Source organism: Nonomuraea sp. NPDC050394, assembly GCF_044459065.1.
Lineage (GTDB): Bacteria > Actinomycetota > Actinomycetes > Streptosporangiales > Streptosporangiaceae > Nonomuraea.
Genome location: NZ_JBITIO010000011.1, coordinates 22,693 through 38,613, shown reverse-complemented (window position 1 = coordinate 38,613; position 15,921 = coordinate 22,693). Strand labels below are relative to the sequence as shown.

The window sequence follows — 15,921 nt, the reverse complement described above, 5'->3', positions numbered from 1 at the left end:
ACGTACTGCTGGGATCACCAGGATTCATCCCGGACCACCTCCAATCACAAGAGACACCGCAAAGCCGCCCTAACTTACCACAGGGGGGTCAACCCAGCCGACGATACTCGCCAACAGCCCAGGGGAACCGGCAGAACTCCACAAAACTTCCCCATGCTGCCGCCTAAGTCTGCCCTCGGCGGCCAGGACGGCGCGGGCCTGGGACAATGGGGTTCGTGCGCGTTCTAGTCATCGGCTCCGGCGGGCGTGAGCACGCCCTGTGCCGTTCTCTCAGCCTCGATCCCCAGGTCAGCGACCTTCACTGCGCCCCCGGCAACGCGGGTGTCCGGCAGGTCGCCACCACCCATCCCGTCGCCGCGACCGATCCGGCGGCGGTCACCGCGCTGGCGGTCCGCCTCGGCGCCGACCTCGTCGTGATCGGGCCAGAGGCGCCGCTGGTCGCGGGCGTCGGCGACGCCGTCAGGGCGGCCGGCATCCCCGTCTTCGGGCCCTCCGGCGAGGCGGCGATGATCGAGGGGTCGAAGGCGTTCGCCAAGGAGATCATGGCCGCGGCCGGGGTGCCCACCGCCCGCTCGCGCACCTGCGCCACGCCGGAGGAGGCCGCCGCCGCGCTGGCCGAGTTCGGCGCGCCGTACGTGGTCAAGGACGACGGGCTGGCCGCGGGCAAGGGCGTGGTGGTGACCGGCTCGCTGGAGGCGGCACTGGAGCACGCCGCCTCGTGCGAGCGGGTGGTGATCGAGGAGTTCCTCGACGGGCCCGAGGTGTCGCTGTTCGCGCTGTGCGACGGACACGACGCGGTGGCGTTGCGGCCGGCCCAGGACTTCAAGCGGGCCTACGACGGCGACGAAGGGCCCAACACCGGCGGCATGGGCGCCTACACGCCGCTGCCCTGGGTGCCCGACGACCTCACCGAGCAGGTCATGCGGGAGGTGGTGCACCCGACGATCGCGGAGCTGGGGCGGCGCGGCCTGCCGTACCGGGGAGTGCTTTATGTGGGTCTGGCCCTGACGGGCAAGGGGCCGAAGGTCATCGAGTTCAACGCGCGCTTCGGCGACCCGGAGACCCAGGTGATCCTCGACCGGCTGGCCACGCCGCTGGGCGGGCTGCTACTCAGCTGCGCCACCGGCGCGCTCGGCGCCGCCGGTGAGCTCGCCTGGCGCGAGGGCGCGGCGGTGACCGTGGTCGTCGCGGCGGAGAACTATCCCGCCGATCCGGTCAAGGGCGACGTGATCACCGGTCTTGAGCCGACGGCGGACGCCTACGTGATCCACGCCGGCACCGAGCTCGTCGACGGCCAGGTGGTCTCCGCGGGCGGGCGGGTCCTCAGCGTGGTCGGCACCGGCCCCGACCAGGAGAGCGCCAGAGCCAACGCCTACGACCTGGTCGCGCGGGTGAACCTGCGCGGCTCGCACTACAGGACGGACATCGCCCGATGAAGCACGTGCACTCCGGCAAGGTACGCGACCTCTACGTCACCGACGAAGGCCTGCTGATGATGGTCGCCTCCGACCGCATCTCCGCCTACGACTACGCCCTCGAACCCGAGATCCCGGACAAGGGCGCGATCCTGACCCAGCTGTCGCTGTGGTGGTTCGAGCAGCTCAAGGACGTCGTGCCCAACCACCTGGTGACCCACGGTCCGGACGCGCGCAGCGTGGTGTGCAGGCCGCTGGAGATGGTGCCGGTCGAGTGCGTGGCGCGCGGCTACCTGACGGGCTCGGGCCTGCTCGACTATCGGCGCACGGGCGAGGTCTCCGGCGTACGGCTGCCGCCCGGCCTGGAGGACGGCTCCAAGCTCCCCGAGCCCATCTTCACCCCCACCACGAAGGCGCCGGTCGGCGAGCACGACGAGCCGATGACCTTCGAGCAGGTCGTGGAAAAGGTCGGCGAGGAGACCGCGCACGAGTTGCGCCGGATCACGCTTGACGTCTACACCCGCGGCGCCGAGATCGCCCGCGAGCGCGGCATCATCGTGGCCGACACCAAGATCGAGCTCGGCCGCGACCACGACGGTGTTCTCACGCTCGCCGACGAGGTCCTGACACCCGATTCCTCGCGATTTTGGCCGGCCTCTGAATGGAAGCCCGGCGGTCCTCAACCGTCCTTTGACAAGCAGTATGTCCGTGATTGGTTGACGTCACCCGATTCAAGCTGGGACAAATCCTCTGGAAACCCTCCCCCCGCATTGCCGGACGAAGTAGTCAATCGCACCAGAGCGCGTTATCTCGAGGCATACGAGCGGCTCACTGGTACGCCATTTAGCGGGTGATTCGGCCGGGGCAGGCGTGGCGAGCGGCTACTGTTGGCCCGTTCAAGCCTGACCCATAACTTCCCGAGGAGCCGCACGGATGGTCCGATACCGCGTGCGCGGTGGCAACGCTTTGCGTGGAACCGCCTTCATCCAGGGCGCGAAGAACGCCGTGCTGCCGATGATCGGTGCGGCTCTTCTCGCCCCCAAGGGCCGTACGGTCCTGCGCAACGTGCCGATCATCGAGGACGTACGCCGGGCAGTGGAGCTCGCGGAGGCCATCGGCGCCTACGTCGAGCTGCACGAGTCCGAGCGGACCCTCGTCATCGACGCCTCCAGCCTGGCCAGCCCGGTGCTTCCCGCCGAGATCGCGCGGCGCTTCCGCGGCTCCGTGCTGTTCACCCCGGCCCTGCTCCACCGGCTGGGCGAGGCCATCGTGGAGGGCGTCGGCGGCTGCAACCTGGGCAGCCGCAACCTCGACTTCCACTACCTCGGCTACAAGCGCCTCGGCGCCATCGTGGACGAGGGCGAGACCGTCATCCACGTCAAGGCCTCCGGCCTGACCGGCGCCACCCTCTACCTCGACACGCCCTCCCACACCGGCACCGAGAACCTCATCATGGCCGCCGCCCTGGCCAAGGGCACCACCGTGATCGAGAACGCGGCGCTGGAGCCCGAGGTGCTCGACGTCATCGACATGCTCACCAAGATGGGCGCGAAGATCAGCGGCGGCGGCACCGGCTTCATCACCGTCGAAGGCGTCGAAGAACTCCACGCCGTCGAGCACACGGTCATGCCCGACCGGCTCGACGCGGGCGTGTTCGCCATGGCCGCCGCCCTCACCGGCGGCGACGTCAGCCTCGTCGGCACCGGCCTCGACCTGGGCGTCGTGCGCTACAAGCTGGAGCAGATGGGCGTCGAGTTCGCCACGCAGGGCGCCGTGCTGCACGTGCGCTGCGACCGCCAGCCGCTGCGGCCGATCAACATCATCACCGACACCTACCCGGGCTTCGCCACCGACCTGCAGTCGCCGATGATGACCGTCGCGTGCCTGGCCGAGGGCGTCAGCTACATCCACGAGCGCATCTTCGACGGCCGCTTCGCGCTGGCCGGCGAGCTCAACAAGATGGGCGCCGACGTCGAGGTCGAGGGCAGCAGAGCCATCGTGCGCGGCGCCACCCCGCTCACCGGCGCACAGGTGACCGCCCATGACTTGCGCTCCGGTATCGCCCTGGTTCTCGCCGGACTGGCCGCGAAGGGCGAGACGGTCATCGAGTCCGGATACCTCATCGACCGCGGCCACGCCCATCTCGCCGAGCGAATGCGGGCCCTGGGAGCGGACATTACGCGAGAGATTTCAGGACGCTGAAAAAGCCAGTGAAATACGCTGTGAGCTGCTAAAACAGCTCACCGGGCGGTCAACCAGAACGGCTTTCCGGAAAAGTCGGGCGTGACATTACGGCCCCCGCGAGCGATCGTTCCAAAAGAGAGCACTGCAACGGACGGCAGGATGGGACGAACATTGGTCGAGAGGGCCGAAGAAACTCCCCGAGTGTCACGCCCGGGCGCCATGACACCGGATCTGACCATTGGCGTGGTCGGCCCGCACGATCTGGTCGAGCGGGTCATGCTGATGGGTCACGCAGCCGCGCCCTTGCCGTGCCGCCTTGTGGCCGCCGCCTATCGAGATGAGCAGGAGGCGCCCGACAAGGTGACACGGCTGGGTCCCGGTGTGGACGCGTGCCTGTTCGCCAGCCCGGTCCCTTATGACCTGGCCCGGCGATCAGGCGTGTTGACCATGCCGGCGACCTACGTGCAGCTTGGCGGCAGCGCGTTGGTGGCTGCTTTGGCCAAGGCGGCGCTGGACACTCGGATCGACCCCAAACGGGTCAGCATCGACGTGGTCTCACGGGCCGAGGTCGAAGAGGCCTACACCGACCTCGGCATCGCAGCCACAGATGTGCACAGCCGCGACGAACCCGGAGCCACCGGGACGATCGCGGCCTACCACGAGCGTCTGCTGCGGCAGGGCGCCACCACAGGCGCCCTGACCTGCCTGCCCACAGTGGCCGAACGCCTGCAGACAGCAGGCGTCCCGGTCATCAGGATCAGGCCCACCTCGGGCGCGGTGCGCACAGCGTTGCACACCGCCGCACTCCTCGGCGCGCACCACCGCCTCGAGGAGTCGCAACTGACCGTGGTGCTGGTGGAGGTGCCTACGCTGCGCGAACCCGTGCGGCGCGCGGCACCCCGCTACTGGCGCGACGAGCTACGCCTGTCACTGCACCGGCTCCTGGTCCAGGAAGCGAACCGGATCAACGCCACCGTCTGGCCGATCGACGATCACGCCTACCTGGTGACCGCCACCAGAGGCTCGATCACGGCCGCGACAGACGGATTCAGGGTGCTGCCGTTCGCCTCCAGGATCCGCGAGGAACTGGGGCTGGCGGTAGAGGTGGGCGTCGGGATGGGGCGCACCACGCATGACGCCGAGTCGCACGCCAGGGCAGCCCTGGCGCGCACGCAGGCGGGCAAACAGGCGCAGGGATTCGCCGTGGACCGCGAGGGCCGCGCGCTGATCCCGGCGCCCAGGATGCCGCCGCAGGGATCCACCACGCTCAAACCCAAGGGCGTGGAGGTCTTGGCGCGGCTGGCGGCCAAGCTGGAGGGCGGGGACACAGTGGTGGACGCGGAGGGAGCCGGGCGCATGCTCGGCGTCACGCCGCGTACCGCCCGGCGGTTGCTGCGCACGTTGGTTGACGAGGGGCTTGCGTGGCCGCTCCCGCCCAACCGCACTCCACAGCCTGGCCGTCCCCGCCAGCTTTACCGGCTGATCGTGGAAAAGCTCGGTCCCCGCTGAACGGTCCGCCGTCCCCCCTTCCCCCTTTCGCGGACGGCGGACCCCGACGATCTCCTGGAGGTGCCTTTCTTCCTTCTCTGAGGTGTTCGGTGCGGCCTGCTTGTGACGCGCAGTTCCGTCACGGCGCCGCTTGGCGTTCTGCTCGTAACGAGCCTTTTCCGTTACGGCGCCGCCACCGCCCACGCCACCCGCCGACGTCGGCGGGCGCCGATCGGGGGGATCGCTTCTCACGTCGGACGTGATCCCCACCGCAACGGCCCCCGTCACCGGCGGACCCGGCCCTAACCCGATCCCGCCTCCCGGCCCATCTGCCAGGAGGCGGGATCGGCCTTTCACCCCCCAGAGAACCGGCTTGACCCTCACCCAGAGGCAGAGCCCCTTTCTACGGCCGATGCCCACCCATCGCCGCCGCCAGGACACAGAGCCCAGCCCCACGGACATGCCGGGAGCCCGACCCACAGACGTGGCATGAACCAGGAGCGCCCCACCTACGGCTCCGGCCGGAAGGCAAGGCGAGGCCAACGACCGACGCCAGGAGGCGTCGCACCGCCAACGACCCATGCCAGGAGGCAACGCGCGGCCAACGGCTGGCCGGGAGGTAGAGGCCCGTTCGCGAGGCGTGGGAGGCGGGGTCCCGTCTCTTGCCCTTGCCAGGGCGCGGGGGCCGGCCCGGCGGGACTGGCGGGGAGGTGGAGGCCCGTTCGCGGGGCGTGGGAGGCTCCGGAGCTCGGTTCGCGGGACTGGTGCGGGGTTTCGGGGTGGGCCGGTTTGGGGGTCTTGCCTGGTGGTGGGGTTTCAGGGGTTTGGGGTGAGGGTTTTGGCGACTCGCCGGGGCGCGGGGGCCGGCCCGGCGGGACTGGCGGGGAGGTGGAGGTCCGTTCGCGGGGCGTGGGAGGCTCCGGAGCTCGGTTCGCGGGGCTGGTGCGGGGTTTCGGGGTGGGCCGGTTTGGGGGTCTTGCCTGGTGGTGGGGTTTCAGGGGTTTGGGGTGAGGGTTTTGGCGACTCGCCGAGGGGATGATCGGGGTTGATTGCGGCCGGGTGGGGTATGTTTTCTTCGCCCCCGATCGACTGATTCGGACGGGGGCACCAAATCCTTCTCCGCCCGTCTCAGCAGGCGCAGGCGATGCCCGAGACCGGTGCGGTCAGTGCGTCCACGGGGTTGCGGACCACCCCATCGGACGTCTCCACCGGGAAGCCCTCACGGGCCCAGTACTCGAAGCCGCCGATCATCTCCTTGACCCGGTAACCGAGCTTGGCGAACTCCAGCGCGGCCCGGGTGGCGCCGTTGCAGCCCGGTCCCCAGCAGTAGGTCACGACCGTCACGTCCTCAGGGACCAGGGTGCGGGCGCGGGTGGCGATCTCGGCGGTCGGCAGGTGGAGGGCGCCGGAGATGTGGCCCTGGTCCCAGCTCTCCCCGCTGCGGGAGTCGATCACGGCCACGCCCGGGGCGCTCGACTCCAGGTCCGCGGCCACGTCGGAGACGTCGGTCTCGAAGGCCAGGCGGGCGGCGAAGTGGGCGAGGGCGGCGGCGTTCGGGGCGGGCGCGACGCTGGTGACGGCGGACATCTCCGGGGTTCCTTTCTCGGGACGATGTCCGAAATCCTGCCGGTCCACGCGCGACCCCACGAGTGGCGCAGATGCCTCTTACCGCTAATATCCCGCCAAGGCCCGAAATGTCGGTCGGCGGCGCTATTGTCATGAGCTATGCAAGCAAACGCCACTGACCGGCGTGCCTCGCTCCTGGTGTGGGGCGCACTCGCGATTGTCTACGTGGTCTGGGGATCCACCTACCTGGGCATCGGCATCGCGGTCGAGACTCTTCCGCCCATGCTGAGCGGGTCCATGCGGTTCATCACCGCGGCGGTGCTGCTGGGCGGGTTCCTGCTTCTGCGCAAGGGCAAAAGCGCGTTCCGGATGACCGGGCGTGAGTTCACCGGCGCCGCGGTCGCGGGCCTGCTGCTGCTCACGCTGGGCAACGGCATGCTGGCCGTCGCCGAGCAGTACATCTCGACCGGACTCGCGGCGCTGCTCGTCGCCTCCGTGCCGTTGTGGCTGGTGGTGTTCAGGTTCGTGGTGCGCGACCGGCCCAAGGCCCTGACGCTCGCGGGCGTGCTGGTGGGCCTGGGCGGTGTGGCCGCGCTCTCGCTGACCGGCGGCGAGGCGGCCGCCACGGGCGGCATCGTGATCGTGCTGCTGGCCTCCGTGTCGTGGGCCATCGGGTCGTTCCTGTCCAGCCGGATCGCCATGCCCGCCAACGCCTTCGCCACCTCCACCGTGGAGATGCTCGTGGGCGGGATCGGGCTGGCGATCCTCGGCACCGGGCTGGGCGAGCGGCTCGACGTGACCGCGGTCAGCTCCCGGTCGTGGCTGGCGCTGGTCTACCTGATCCTCGTGGGGTCGCTGATCGGGTTCACGGCGTTCTCGTGGCTGCTGGGCAACGCGCCGATCTCGCTCGTCGCCACCTACGCCTACGTCAACCCGGCCGTGGCCGTCGCGCTCGGCGCCCTCGTGCTGGGCGAGGTGATCACGCCCCAGATCATGGTCGGTGGCCTCGTCATCCTGGTCGGCGTCGCGCTGGTGATCTCAACCGAGCGGAAGCGATCGCAGCGCGCCGTCGAAGGCCTCGACGGTGAAGGCGAGGTCGGACTCGGTGTGCGCGGTGGACAGGAACCACAGCCCCCTGGGGACCATGTTGACCCCCCGCTCGAGCAGCGCCGCGTGTAGGAGCGCCATTCTGGCGCGGTCCGTGCGGGCGAAGTCCCGATAGTCCCGTACGGCCGGCGCGTCCGTGAAGTACGTCTGGAAGACCGGACCGGGGCCGTCCACCAGCAGCGGCACGCCCGCCTTCTCCGCGACCTCGCGGATGCCCTCCATCAACGCCCGCCCCCTCGCGTACAGGGTGCCGTAGACCTCCTCGCGCCGTTCGTCCAGGATGCGCAGGGTCGCCTCGGCGGCGGCGATGCCGACGGGCTGGGAGTTGAACGTGCCGGCGTGCGCGACCTTGCCGCCGGAGATGGAGTCCATGACGAAGGCCCGTCCGGCCAGCGCGGATACCTGCATGCCGCCGGCCATCGCCTTGCCGAAGACCGACAGGTCGGGGGTGACGCCCAGGTACTCCTGCGCGCCGCCGGGCGCCAGGCGGAAGCCGGTGATGATCTCGTCGAAGATGAGCAGGCTGCCGTGCCGGTCGCACAGCTCGCGTACGGCCTCCAGGTAGCCGGGCTCGGGCGCGATGGCGCCGGTGTTGCAGAGCACGGGCTCGCAGACCACGGCGGCGATCTGACCGGCGTGGGCGTCCATGATCCTGGTCAGGGTCTCCAGGTCGTTCCAGGGAGCGATGACCAGGTCGGCGGCTTCGGGCTGGCCTGCCGTACCGGAGACCGGGACGGGCGCGTCGGCGGGGCCGGCGAGATCCACGGCGGGGTGCACGCTGTAGAGGACCGGGTCCAGCCAGCCGTGGTAGTGGCCCTCGAACTTGAGGATCTTCCGGCGGCCGGTGTGGCCGCGCGCCAGGCGCCAGGCGGCGTGCGCGGCCTCCGAGCCCACGGTGTTGAAGCGGACGCGCTCGGCCGAGGGGATCATCGCGCACAGGCGCTCGGCCACGCGGACCTCGGCGGCGTGCTGCGCGGAGTAGACGATGCCGCGGGCGACCTGGGCGCCGACGGCCTCGACGACCTCGGGCGGGCAGTGTCCGAGCAGGGCGGGGCCCTGGCCGAGGACGTAGTCGACGTACTCGTTGCCGTCCACGTCCCACAGCCGCGAGCCGGCCGCGCGCTCGACGTAGAGGGGCACTCCCGAGGTACGGCGGGCGTCGCTGGAGACACCTCCGGCGATGTACTGCCGGGCGGTGGCGTAGAGGTCGCGGCTGGCGTCCAGGGTGCGGCTCATGCCGACCATCAAAGGGGATGCTCCCCTCCGGCCACCAGTAAGAGGGCAAGAAGCGGGTCGTCACCGCAAATTTCGGTTCTTGTGGGCGGCCAGCGGGCTTGATGGGGTAAGAACCATGTTCCTTGGACGCATCCGGCGGACCGCCTCCGCCCCCGTCGAGCTGGTCGCCCAGCGCGACGGCGCCCTGATCAGCCTGGCCGACCTCGGCACCGACGACCCCGTCGCGCTCCTGGACTCCTACGGCCTCGACCGCCTCACCGAGGAGGTGGCACGGCGCCGGCCGGTCCTGGACGAGGCCGGCGTGCTGTTCGAGCCGCCCGTGGCCACGTGCACCAAGATCTGCTGCCTGGCGCTCAACTACGCGGCGCACGCCGAGGAGAGCAACATGGAGGTGCCGCCGGAGCCGGTGCTGTTCCTGAAGCCGCCCTCCGCGCTGACCGGGCACAACCAGCCGGTGATCGCGCCCGCCCGCACCCGGCACCTCGAACACGAGGTGGAGCTGGCGGTGGTGATCGGCCGCCGGACCCGCGACCTGCCCGCCGAACGCTGGAAGGAGGCGGTCGCCGGATACACCGTGATCAACGACATGACCGCGCGCGACCTCCAACTGGCCAACATCTCCAGGAACGTCCCCTGGGACCAGTCCAAGGGGTTCGACACGTTCGCGCCGGCGGGGCCGTACCTCGCGACCGTGGACGAAGTGCAGGACCCGCAGGCGCTGGAACTGACGCTTGAGGTGGACGGCGAGGTCAGGCAGCGGGCCAACACCAAGCAGATGGTCTTCGGGATCCCGCGGCTCATCGCTGACCTGTCGGACGGGATGACGCTCATGCCCGGCGACCTCATCGCCACCGGGACGATCGCCGGCATCGCCCCGCTCAAGGACGGCGACACCATGCGGGCCACGGTCGAGGGCGTCGGCACGCTCGTCAATACGGTCAAATTTCGGTCCGCCTAAAGTAGGGGCATGACCTACGCCGTCGCAGCCCTGGTGGACATCGACGACTTCATCGCCTCCGAGCAGGCCCAGGGCCGGCCATGGGCGCAGGGCCAGCTCAGGCGGGCCTCGCGGGCCGTGGCCGAGGCGGCGACCTGCCGTCCGGGCGTCACGTGGCGCCCGGAACCGCCGGAGGAGTGGCTGGTGCTGCTCACCGGCGCGGACCCCGACGCGCTGATGTCCGAGGCGGCGACACTCGCGGAGGAGGTACGCGCGCGGATCGTCCGCGAAACGGCCTGGACCGCCACGGTGAGCATCGGCCCGCCCCGATCGGGCCCGCTGGAGGCCGAGCGCGAGGCCAGGCGGGCCAACGACTACAAGCTCGTGCTCGGCGGCGACCGCGTGATCACGCTGCCCGCCTTCGACGGCGACCATCCCTCGCCGCCGGTGCGCATCGAGCAGGAGCTGACCCGCCGGGTGCGGGCCGGCGACCGCGACGGCGCCGCCGGGCTGCTGGCCGGATGGATCGACCGGTGCGCCCGCGAACCCGGCGTGGACCCGCGTATTCTGCGCAACTGGCTCATCGGCCAACTGCTGTTCGTGGTGGACGTGGCGGGGCCGGCGCGGCTGGCCGACGGCTCGACCGACTGGGTGGAGGCCAGCGCGCGGCTGCCGATCGAGGACATCGTGACGGTCGGCGACATCCACGAACGCTCCTACCTGCACATCTGGCTGAAGGAACGGCTCGGCAGGCTGCTGCCCGCCACCCCGCGGCGCGACATCCTCGGGCTGGCCGAGGCCTACCTCGCCGACCATTACACCGATCCGGGGCTGCGGCTGGCTGACGTGGCGGCCGCCGTGTGCGCGAGCCCGTTCTATATCTCGCATCTGTTCGCGGAGGAGCGGCAGACCACGTTTCTGCGGCACCTGACCGGGTTGCGGCTACGGCATGCGCGGCGGTTGCTGACCAGTTCGGGGCTGCCTGTCGACGTCATCGCCGCGCATACCGGGTATCCGAGCACGAAGGCATTGCGCAGCGCGTTTCGGCGGCATGTGGGGTGTTCGCCCACGGAGTATCGCAGGGCTAGATTTCGGCCCGGACCGTAACTAGGGTGGGGTGTCATGGACTTGGCGATCGACGGCGGGCAGACCGGGCTGCGTGTCGCGCTGGCCTCTCGGGGGCGGGTAGGAGAGGTCAGGGAGCTGGCCGGGCTCTCGTACGCCGAAGGGTCGCCTGTGGACGCCGTGCTCGCCCGCCTGGAGGTCCCCGAAGGTGTGGACACCGTCTGCCTCGGCTTGACCACCCTCCTGGACTCGCCCGATCGGCTGGCCCGGCGATTGCTGGAGCGTTCGAGGCGGGTGATCATCACCACGGACGTGGTCACGTCGCACGCGGGCGCCTTTCCGGCCGGGACCGGCGTGGTCCTGGCCGCCGGAACCGGCGCGATCGCCCTCGGCATCCCACCCCGCCGGCAGCCGGGCGGGGCTGTGCAGGTGGATGGGTGGGGGTTTCTGTTCGGGGATGCCGGGAGCGGGTTCTGGATCGGGCGGCGAGCGCTGGACGCCGCCTACCGGGGCTTTGACGGGCGGGGGCCGGCGGGGCCGTTGACGGCGCGGGCGCGGGAGGTCTTCGGTGACCTCGCCACGCTGCCCCACCGCCTCTACCTCGCACCCGACGCGGTGGCGCGGATCGCCCGCTTCGCCCCGCACGTGTTCGAGCTGGCCGCCACCGACGCGGTGGCCGGCGCGATCGTCGACTCGGCGGCCACGGAGCTGGCGGGCACCGTGGCCGCCGCCGCACGCCACTTCACCGGCGAGGTACCCGTCGCCTGGACCGGACGCCTGCTGCGCGACGAACGGCTGCGAGCCGGGTTCGAGTCGGCGCTGACGGCCCGTCTGCCCCTGGCCCGCATCGGCCGGGCGGCCGGTGACAGCCTGACCGGCGCCGCCCACCTGGCCGCCGCCCCCGACCTCGGCCCCTACGCGCCCCTGGCCACCGTCGGCCACCGCGAGGCGGCGCGGTGAGAGTCGGATACGGCTTCGCCGAACTGCCCGTGCCCGGCGGCACCCCGATGGGCGGGTACATCGACCGCCCCGGCCCCTCCACCGGCACCCTCGACCCGCTCCGGGTCAGCGCGGTCACCTGGTCCGACGGCGAGCGCCGCTTCGCCCTGGCCGTGGCCGACGTGATCTGCGTCAACACCGACCTGGCCGAGTACGCCCGCCGGGCCGTGAACCTGGACGAGCACGCTCGGCGGACCACTGCGTGTGAGCTTTGGCTGGCGGCCAGCCACACCCACGCGGGTCCCGAGACCGGGTGTGTGCCCGGAGGCGGGGTCACCCCCGGGCCGTGGCTGGAGCGGGTTTCCGGGGCGGTGCGCGCCGCCGTACACAGGGCTGTGGAAAGTGAGCGGGCGGCGGACGGGACGGCTCATCGCGGTGAGTTGCACGGCGTCGGCGCCGACCGCAGCCGGCCGGACGCGGCCAGGACGGTGCCGCTGGACGTGATCGCGGTGTGGGAGGACGGCGGGCCGGCCGGGGTCGTCGTGGTGCTGCCGGTGCATCCGACCGTGCTGCCCGCCGGCAACCTCCTGGTCAGCGCGGACCTGGCGGGGGCGGTGCGCAGGGCGTTGCGGGCGCGGCTCGGGGACGGCACGTGGGTGATGGTGGCGACCGGCGCGGCCGGGAACGTCAGCACCCGCTTCACCCGCCTCGGCCAGGACGCCGCCGAACTGGACCGCCTCGGCGGCCTGGTCGCCGACCGTTGCGTCGAACTGCTGGCACAGCCGGGTGACCGGGCCTGGACGGGTACCGACCGGATCGGGACGGCACGGGCACGCCGCGACCTGCGCCGGGCCCGGCGGGACGCCGACCCCGGCTCGCTCGCCACCGCCTACGAGCACGCCACGGCCGCGGGTGACCCGGTGGCCGCCCGGCTGGCGCGCAGCAGGCTGGAAGGCGTACGCGCCAGAGCCCTCGGCACCCCGTCAAACACCGACACCATCCCCGTGGACGTGAGCGTGGCCAGAGTCGGGGCGCTGGGGCTGGTCGGGCTGCCCGGCGAGCCGTTCCTCGGAGTGGCCGAGAGCATCAGGAACGGGCGCGGCCCGACCGCCGTGCTCGGCTACGTCAACGGCTATCCCGGCTACCTGCCCACCGCCGAGGCGTACGGGCGGTCCGACTACGAGGTGCTGGTCAGCGCCGTCGCCCCCGGCAGCGCCGAGACGCTCGCCGACACCGCACGACAGCTACTGGAGGAAGCGTGATCGATCAGGACGCGTACGCGGAGGTCGCCAGATCGGCCATCGACCGGCTGGTGACCAAGGAACGGGACACGATCGCCCGCGCCGGCACCCTGATCTACGAGTCGTTGCGGGCAGGCGGCGTGCTCCAGGCGTTCGGCACCGGCCACTCCCGCTCCATCGCCCTCGAACTCGTCGGCCGGGCCGGCGGCCTGGTCCCCGCCAACCAGCTCGGCATCCGCGACGTGGCCTACTACGGCGACGCCTCCCCCGCCGACATCCTCGACCCGAAGATCGAACGCGAACCCGGCCTCGCCGCCCGCATCTGGGCCCTCGCCCCCATCCGGCCCGAGGACATCTTCGTCATCATCTCCAACTCCGGCGGCAACGCCGCCATCGTCGAGATGGCCCAGCTGGCGGTGAACCACGGCCACCAGGTCATCGCGATCACCTCCCGCGCGCACACGACCCGCCTGCCCTCCGGCCCGCGCCTCGCCGACCTCGCACACGTCACCATCGACAACGGCGCCCCGTACGGCGACGCCGCCCTCCCCCTGCCCGACGGCACCACGATCTGCCCGATCTCCAACCTCACCGGCGTACTGGCAGCCCAGATGCTGGTGGCCGAAGTCGTCGGCCACCACCTGAACGCCGGAGTAGCTCCCCCGATCTTCCGCTCAGCCAACACACCGGGCGGCGACGCCCACAACGCGGCGCTTCTGCGCACCTACGGCCCCCGAGTCCGCCTGGGCGACGCCTGACCCCTCCCGGACGGCCCGGATGGCTGACCCGCGCCGCACGAGTCCACGGTCCACGAGGTGGGTGAACGGTTGTCACAGGGGCACCTTGATCAGGGATGCGGAGAGGATCCGGCGCGGGCCGGGGTCAGCATGCCTGCTGGAGTGGCTGGAACTGGACGTTGAGCCGCACTTCGAGTGCTTGGGCGAGACGTGTGCGCCTTAGCTCCATGACCCGCGTCGCCCGCTCGATCTCACCAGCTTCACGCATCCGCTACGGCTACGGCCGCGGTATCGGGCTCCGGATCATCACCGGAATCGTGCGGCTCCGCGACAACGGCCGGCGCATCCTCACCGTGCGGCGGCAAGGCGGCTCAAAGATCAGAACCCTCGACCGGGTATCGCACTCGGGCCCGCCGAAGGCCATCGGCTCCCACGGCGAATACAAAGGGTTCAGCTACCCTCTGCGCCATGTGGATGATCTTCGCTTCGTTGGCGAGAAAGATCCCGGCCATCTCCTTTCCGACAACGCCGGCATTGGAGAGGGCAAAAATTCGAGCACCACTCATATAGATCACCCGCGCTTCGACGAGGTTACGCGTGATAGCCAAGTCCTTGCACAGGAGGATGTCTGCGCGCAGTGTGGCTTCCTCAATCCACCGCACGTCCTCGATCTGCTGAGACTCATCCTTCCCGTACCGCTCGTCCATGGTCTCAAGGACCCACCCGGCGGCGCGAAGGGCGTTCGGCACAATCCGTGAACCTAAACCTCGATCGAGGAAGAAGGTCAGCCCAGACTCTCTCGCCTCGCCCGCCATTCGTCTCCTAAGCGGCTCGGGAAAGCAGCGCGTTAACCTCGTTCAGACGCAGGTCATAGTCCTCGGCGACCTCTCGGCTGTCCTCTCCGGCCTCCAAGCGGCTCAGTACGTCCGCAACGCGAATACCGCGCCGCGCCAGAGTGGGCTGACCACCGTTGATCCAGGGGTCGACGGTCACATCGACACGCTCGTACGCGGGGAGATGGATCACCCGCATCCATCCATCCTGGTACGTGACACGACGTAGATAGTCCCGGACAACCGGCCGGAACACCCCCTGGCCGCTGCGGATGACCACAAGCCCGTCGATCGCTTCCCGCTCGGCGGGATCATCCGTTCGCTCCCGGAAGTCCCACAGCACTTCGGCACCGTCGGTCATCAGCCTCTCGCTCGCCAGCGCCTGCCCGAGGCCGATGTTCTCCTCCAGCCAGCGGATGGCCGGACGGATCCGCTGCATGGGTACGTTGGCACTGCGGAAGGCAGCGAGCATGTACGCCTCGGCCAGGCCGACGAAGGGGACGGTCGGCCCCTTCGCGCCCGCGGTCGTCACCAGCGGATCGGCCGCCACGACCAGGCCGTCCACATGCTTGTAGGCATATCCCACCGCCCAGTTGCGGAACGACTGCCGAGGCACGCCGATAAGGTCAGCTGCCTGCCCTTTGGTGTACAAGGGAGTGACGTAGCGGAAGTCATTGATCAGGCCAGGACCGGGCCTGCCGCCGCGTACGACCATCGTTGCCACCTCCCTTCAAGCCACAGCCTAGAGAACGATGTGCGGGGACGCATGCGATCTCTACCCGATGATCCGGCTGCCCATGTGAGTCCCCGATATCGACCAGCCGAGAAGCCGCGCGGCTCGTCTTCGGGTCCGCATGCCGCACAGGCTCCGGTGACGCACCGTAGCCGCCCGTGGTCTTCAGGGCGATTCGGTCTGGCAAAGTCGGCCGGCTCCCGGTGAACCTGGGTGCCTCACCACACGCGCCGAAGGCGCGCTCGATCAAGGGCGCCCGAGCGGAGCGAGGACCTATCGGTCGGGACGGCATCTAACTGGCTGACCACCCAGACAGGCAACGGGTGGGCCTCAGGCAAGGCGCCCGAGCGGAGCAAGGACCTATCGGTCGGGACGGCATCTAACTGGCTGACCACCCAAGCAGGCAACGGCCGTACAAGGCGGCCGAGCGGAGCGAGGAC

At 70.5% G+C, this 15,921-nt stretch carries 13 protein-coding genes and 1 pseudogene; 10 read left to right on the top strand and 4 right to left on the bottom strand.

Annotated features, from left to right (window positions below):
- The first annotated feature begins 215 nt into the window (after window positions 1–215).
- The 4 genes from purD (at window position 216) to ACIBKY_RS35365 (ending at window position 5,108) form a co-directional block, all read left to right on the top strand.
- Window positions 216–1,436, top strand: coding sequence for a phosphoribosylamine--glycine ligase (purD, locus tag ACIBKY_RS35380; RefSeq protein WP_397103660.1), 1,221 nt, complete (start codon window positions 216–218; stop codon window positions 1,434–1,436).
- Window positions 1,433–2,269 (top strand): phosphoribosylaminoimidazolesuccinocarboxamide synthase, encoded by an 837-nt coding sequence (locus ACIBKY_RS35375; protein WP_397103658.1) that lies wholly within the window; start codon window positions 1,433–1,435, stop codon window positions 2,267–2,269. Before purD ends, ACIBKY_RS35375 begins: the two co-directional genes overlap by 4 nt.
- A gap of 79 nt (window positions 2,270–2,348) precedes the next feature.
- Window positions 2,349–3,617, top strand: a complete 1,269-nt coding sequence (gene murA / locus ACIBKY_RS35370) for a UDP-N-acetylglucosamine 1-carboxyvinyltransferase (protein ID WP_397103656.1) — start codon at window positions 2,349–2,351, stop codon at window positions 3,615–3,617.
- A gap of 201 nt (window positions 3,618–3,818) precedes the next feature.
- Window positions 3,819–5,108, top strand: coding sequence for a transcriptional regulator (locus ACIBKY_RS35365; protein ID WP_184958865.1), 1,290 nt, complete (start codon window positions 3,819–3,821; stop codon window positions 5,106–5,108).
- A gap of 1,107 nt (window positions 5,109–6,215) precedes the next feature.
- Here the strand turns inward: ACIBKY_RS35365 and ACIBKY_RS35360 are convergent.
- Window positions 6,216–6,674, bottom strand: coding sequence for a rhodanese-like domain-containing protein (locus tag ACIBKY_RS35360; protein ID WP_397103654.1), 459 nt, complete (start codon window positions 6,672–6,674; stop codon window positions 6,216–6,218).
- Between the two features lie 138 nt (window positions 6,675–6,812).
- Between ACIBKY_RS35360 and ACIBKY_RS35355 the strand changes: the two genes are divergently transcribed.
- On the top strand, window positions 6,813–7,832 hold the full coding sequence (locus ACIBKY_RS35355; RefSeq protein WP_397103652.1) for an EamA family transporter: 1,020 nt from the start codon (window positions 6,813–6,815) through the stop codon (window positions 7,830–7,832).
- 12 nt (window positions 7,833–7,844) lie between these two features.
- Here the strand turns inward: ACIBKY_RS35355 and ACIBKY_RS35350 are convergent.
- Window positions 7,845–8,996 (bottom strand): annotated as a pseudogene (locus tag ACIBKY_RS35350) (aspartate aminotransferase family protein); the annotation flags it as partial.
- A gap of 115 nt (window positions 8,997–9,111) precedes the next feature.
- Between ACIBKY_RS35350 and ACIBKY_RS35345 the strand changes: the two are divergent.
- Genes ACIBKY_RS35345 through ACIBKY_RS35325 form a run of 5 tightly spaced genes read left to right on the top strand, consistent with a single transcriptional unit; the run spans window position 9,112 to window position 13,936 of the window.
- Window positions 9,112–9,954 carry a fumarylacetoacetate hydrolase family protein gene (locus ACIBKY_RS35345; RefSeq protein WP_397103650.1) on the top strand — a complete coding sequence of 281 codons (843 nt, stop codon included), beginning with the start codon at window positions 9,112–9,114 and terminating at the stop codon, window positions 9,952–9,954.
- A gap of 9 nt (window positions 9,955–9,963) precedes the next feature.
- The gene (locus ACIBKY_RS35340; protein ID WP_397103648.1) at window positions 9,964–11,040 is read left to right on the top strand and encodes a helix-turn-helix transcriptional regulator; all 1,077 of its coding nucleotides are present in this window, start codon (window positions 9,964–9,966) and stop codon (window positions 11,038–11,040) included.
- Window positions 11,041–11,055: 15 nt separating this feature from the next.
- Complete coding sequence (locus tag ACIBKY_RS35335) at window positions 11,056–11,958, top strand: BadF/BadG/BcrA/BcrD ATPase family protein (protein WP_397103646.1); 903 nt, start codon at window positions 11,056–11,058, stop codon at window positions 11,956–11,958.
- Entirely contained in the window at window positions 11,955–13,199 is a 1,245-nt protein-coding gene (locus tag ACIBKY_RS35330; RefSeq protein ID WP_397103644.1) for a hypothetical protein, read from the top strand. Before ACIBKY_RS35335 ends, ACIBKY_RS35330 begins: the two co-directional genes overlap by 4 nt.
- The gene (locus ACIBKY_RS35325) at window positions 13,196–13,936 is read left to right on the top strand and encodes a sugar isomerase domain-containing protein (RefSeq protein ID WP_397103642.1); all 741 of its coding nucleotides are present in this window, start codon (window positions 13,196–13,198) and stop codon (window positions 13,934–13,936) included. Before ACIBKY_RS35330 ends, ACIBKY_RS35325 begins: the two co-directional genes overlap by 4 nt.
- A 350-nt stretch (window positions 13,937–14,286) precedes the next feature.
- On the opposite strand, the gene ACIBKY_RS35320 is transcribed toward ACIBKY_RS35325, so the two are convergent.
- Together ACIBKY_RS35320 and ACIBKY_RS35315 are read right to left on the bottom strand one after the other, a co-directional pair.
- The gene (locus ACIBKY_RS35320; protein WP_397103640.1) at window positions 14,287–14,730 is read right to left on the bottom strand and encodes a hypothetical protein; all 444 of its coding nucleotides are present in this window, start codon (window positions 14,728–14,730) and stop codon (window positions 14,287–14,289) included.
- Between the two features lie 7 nt (window positions 14,731–14,737).
- Window positions 14,738–15,463 carry a DUF433 domain-containing protein gene (locus tag ACIBKY_RS35315; protein WP_397103638.1) on the bottom strand — a complete coding sequence of 242 codons (726 nt, stop codon included), beginning with the start codon at window positions 15,461–15,463 and terminating at the stop codon, window positions 14,738–14,740.
- Between the last annotated feature and the right edge of the window lie 458 nt (window positions 15,464–15,921).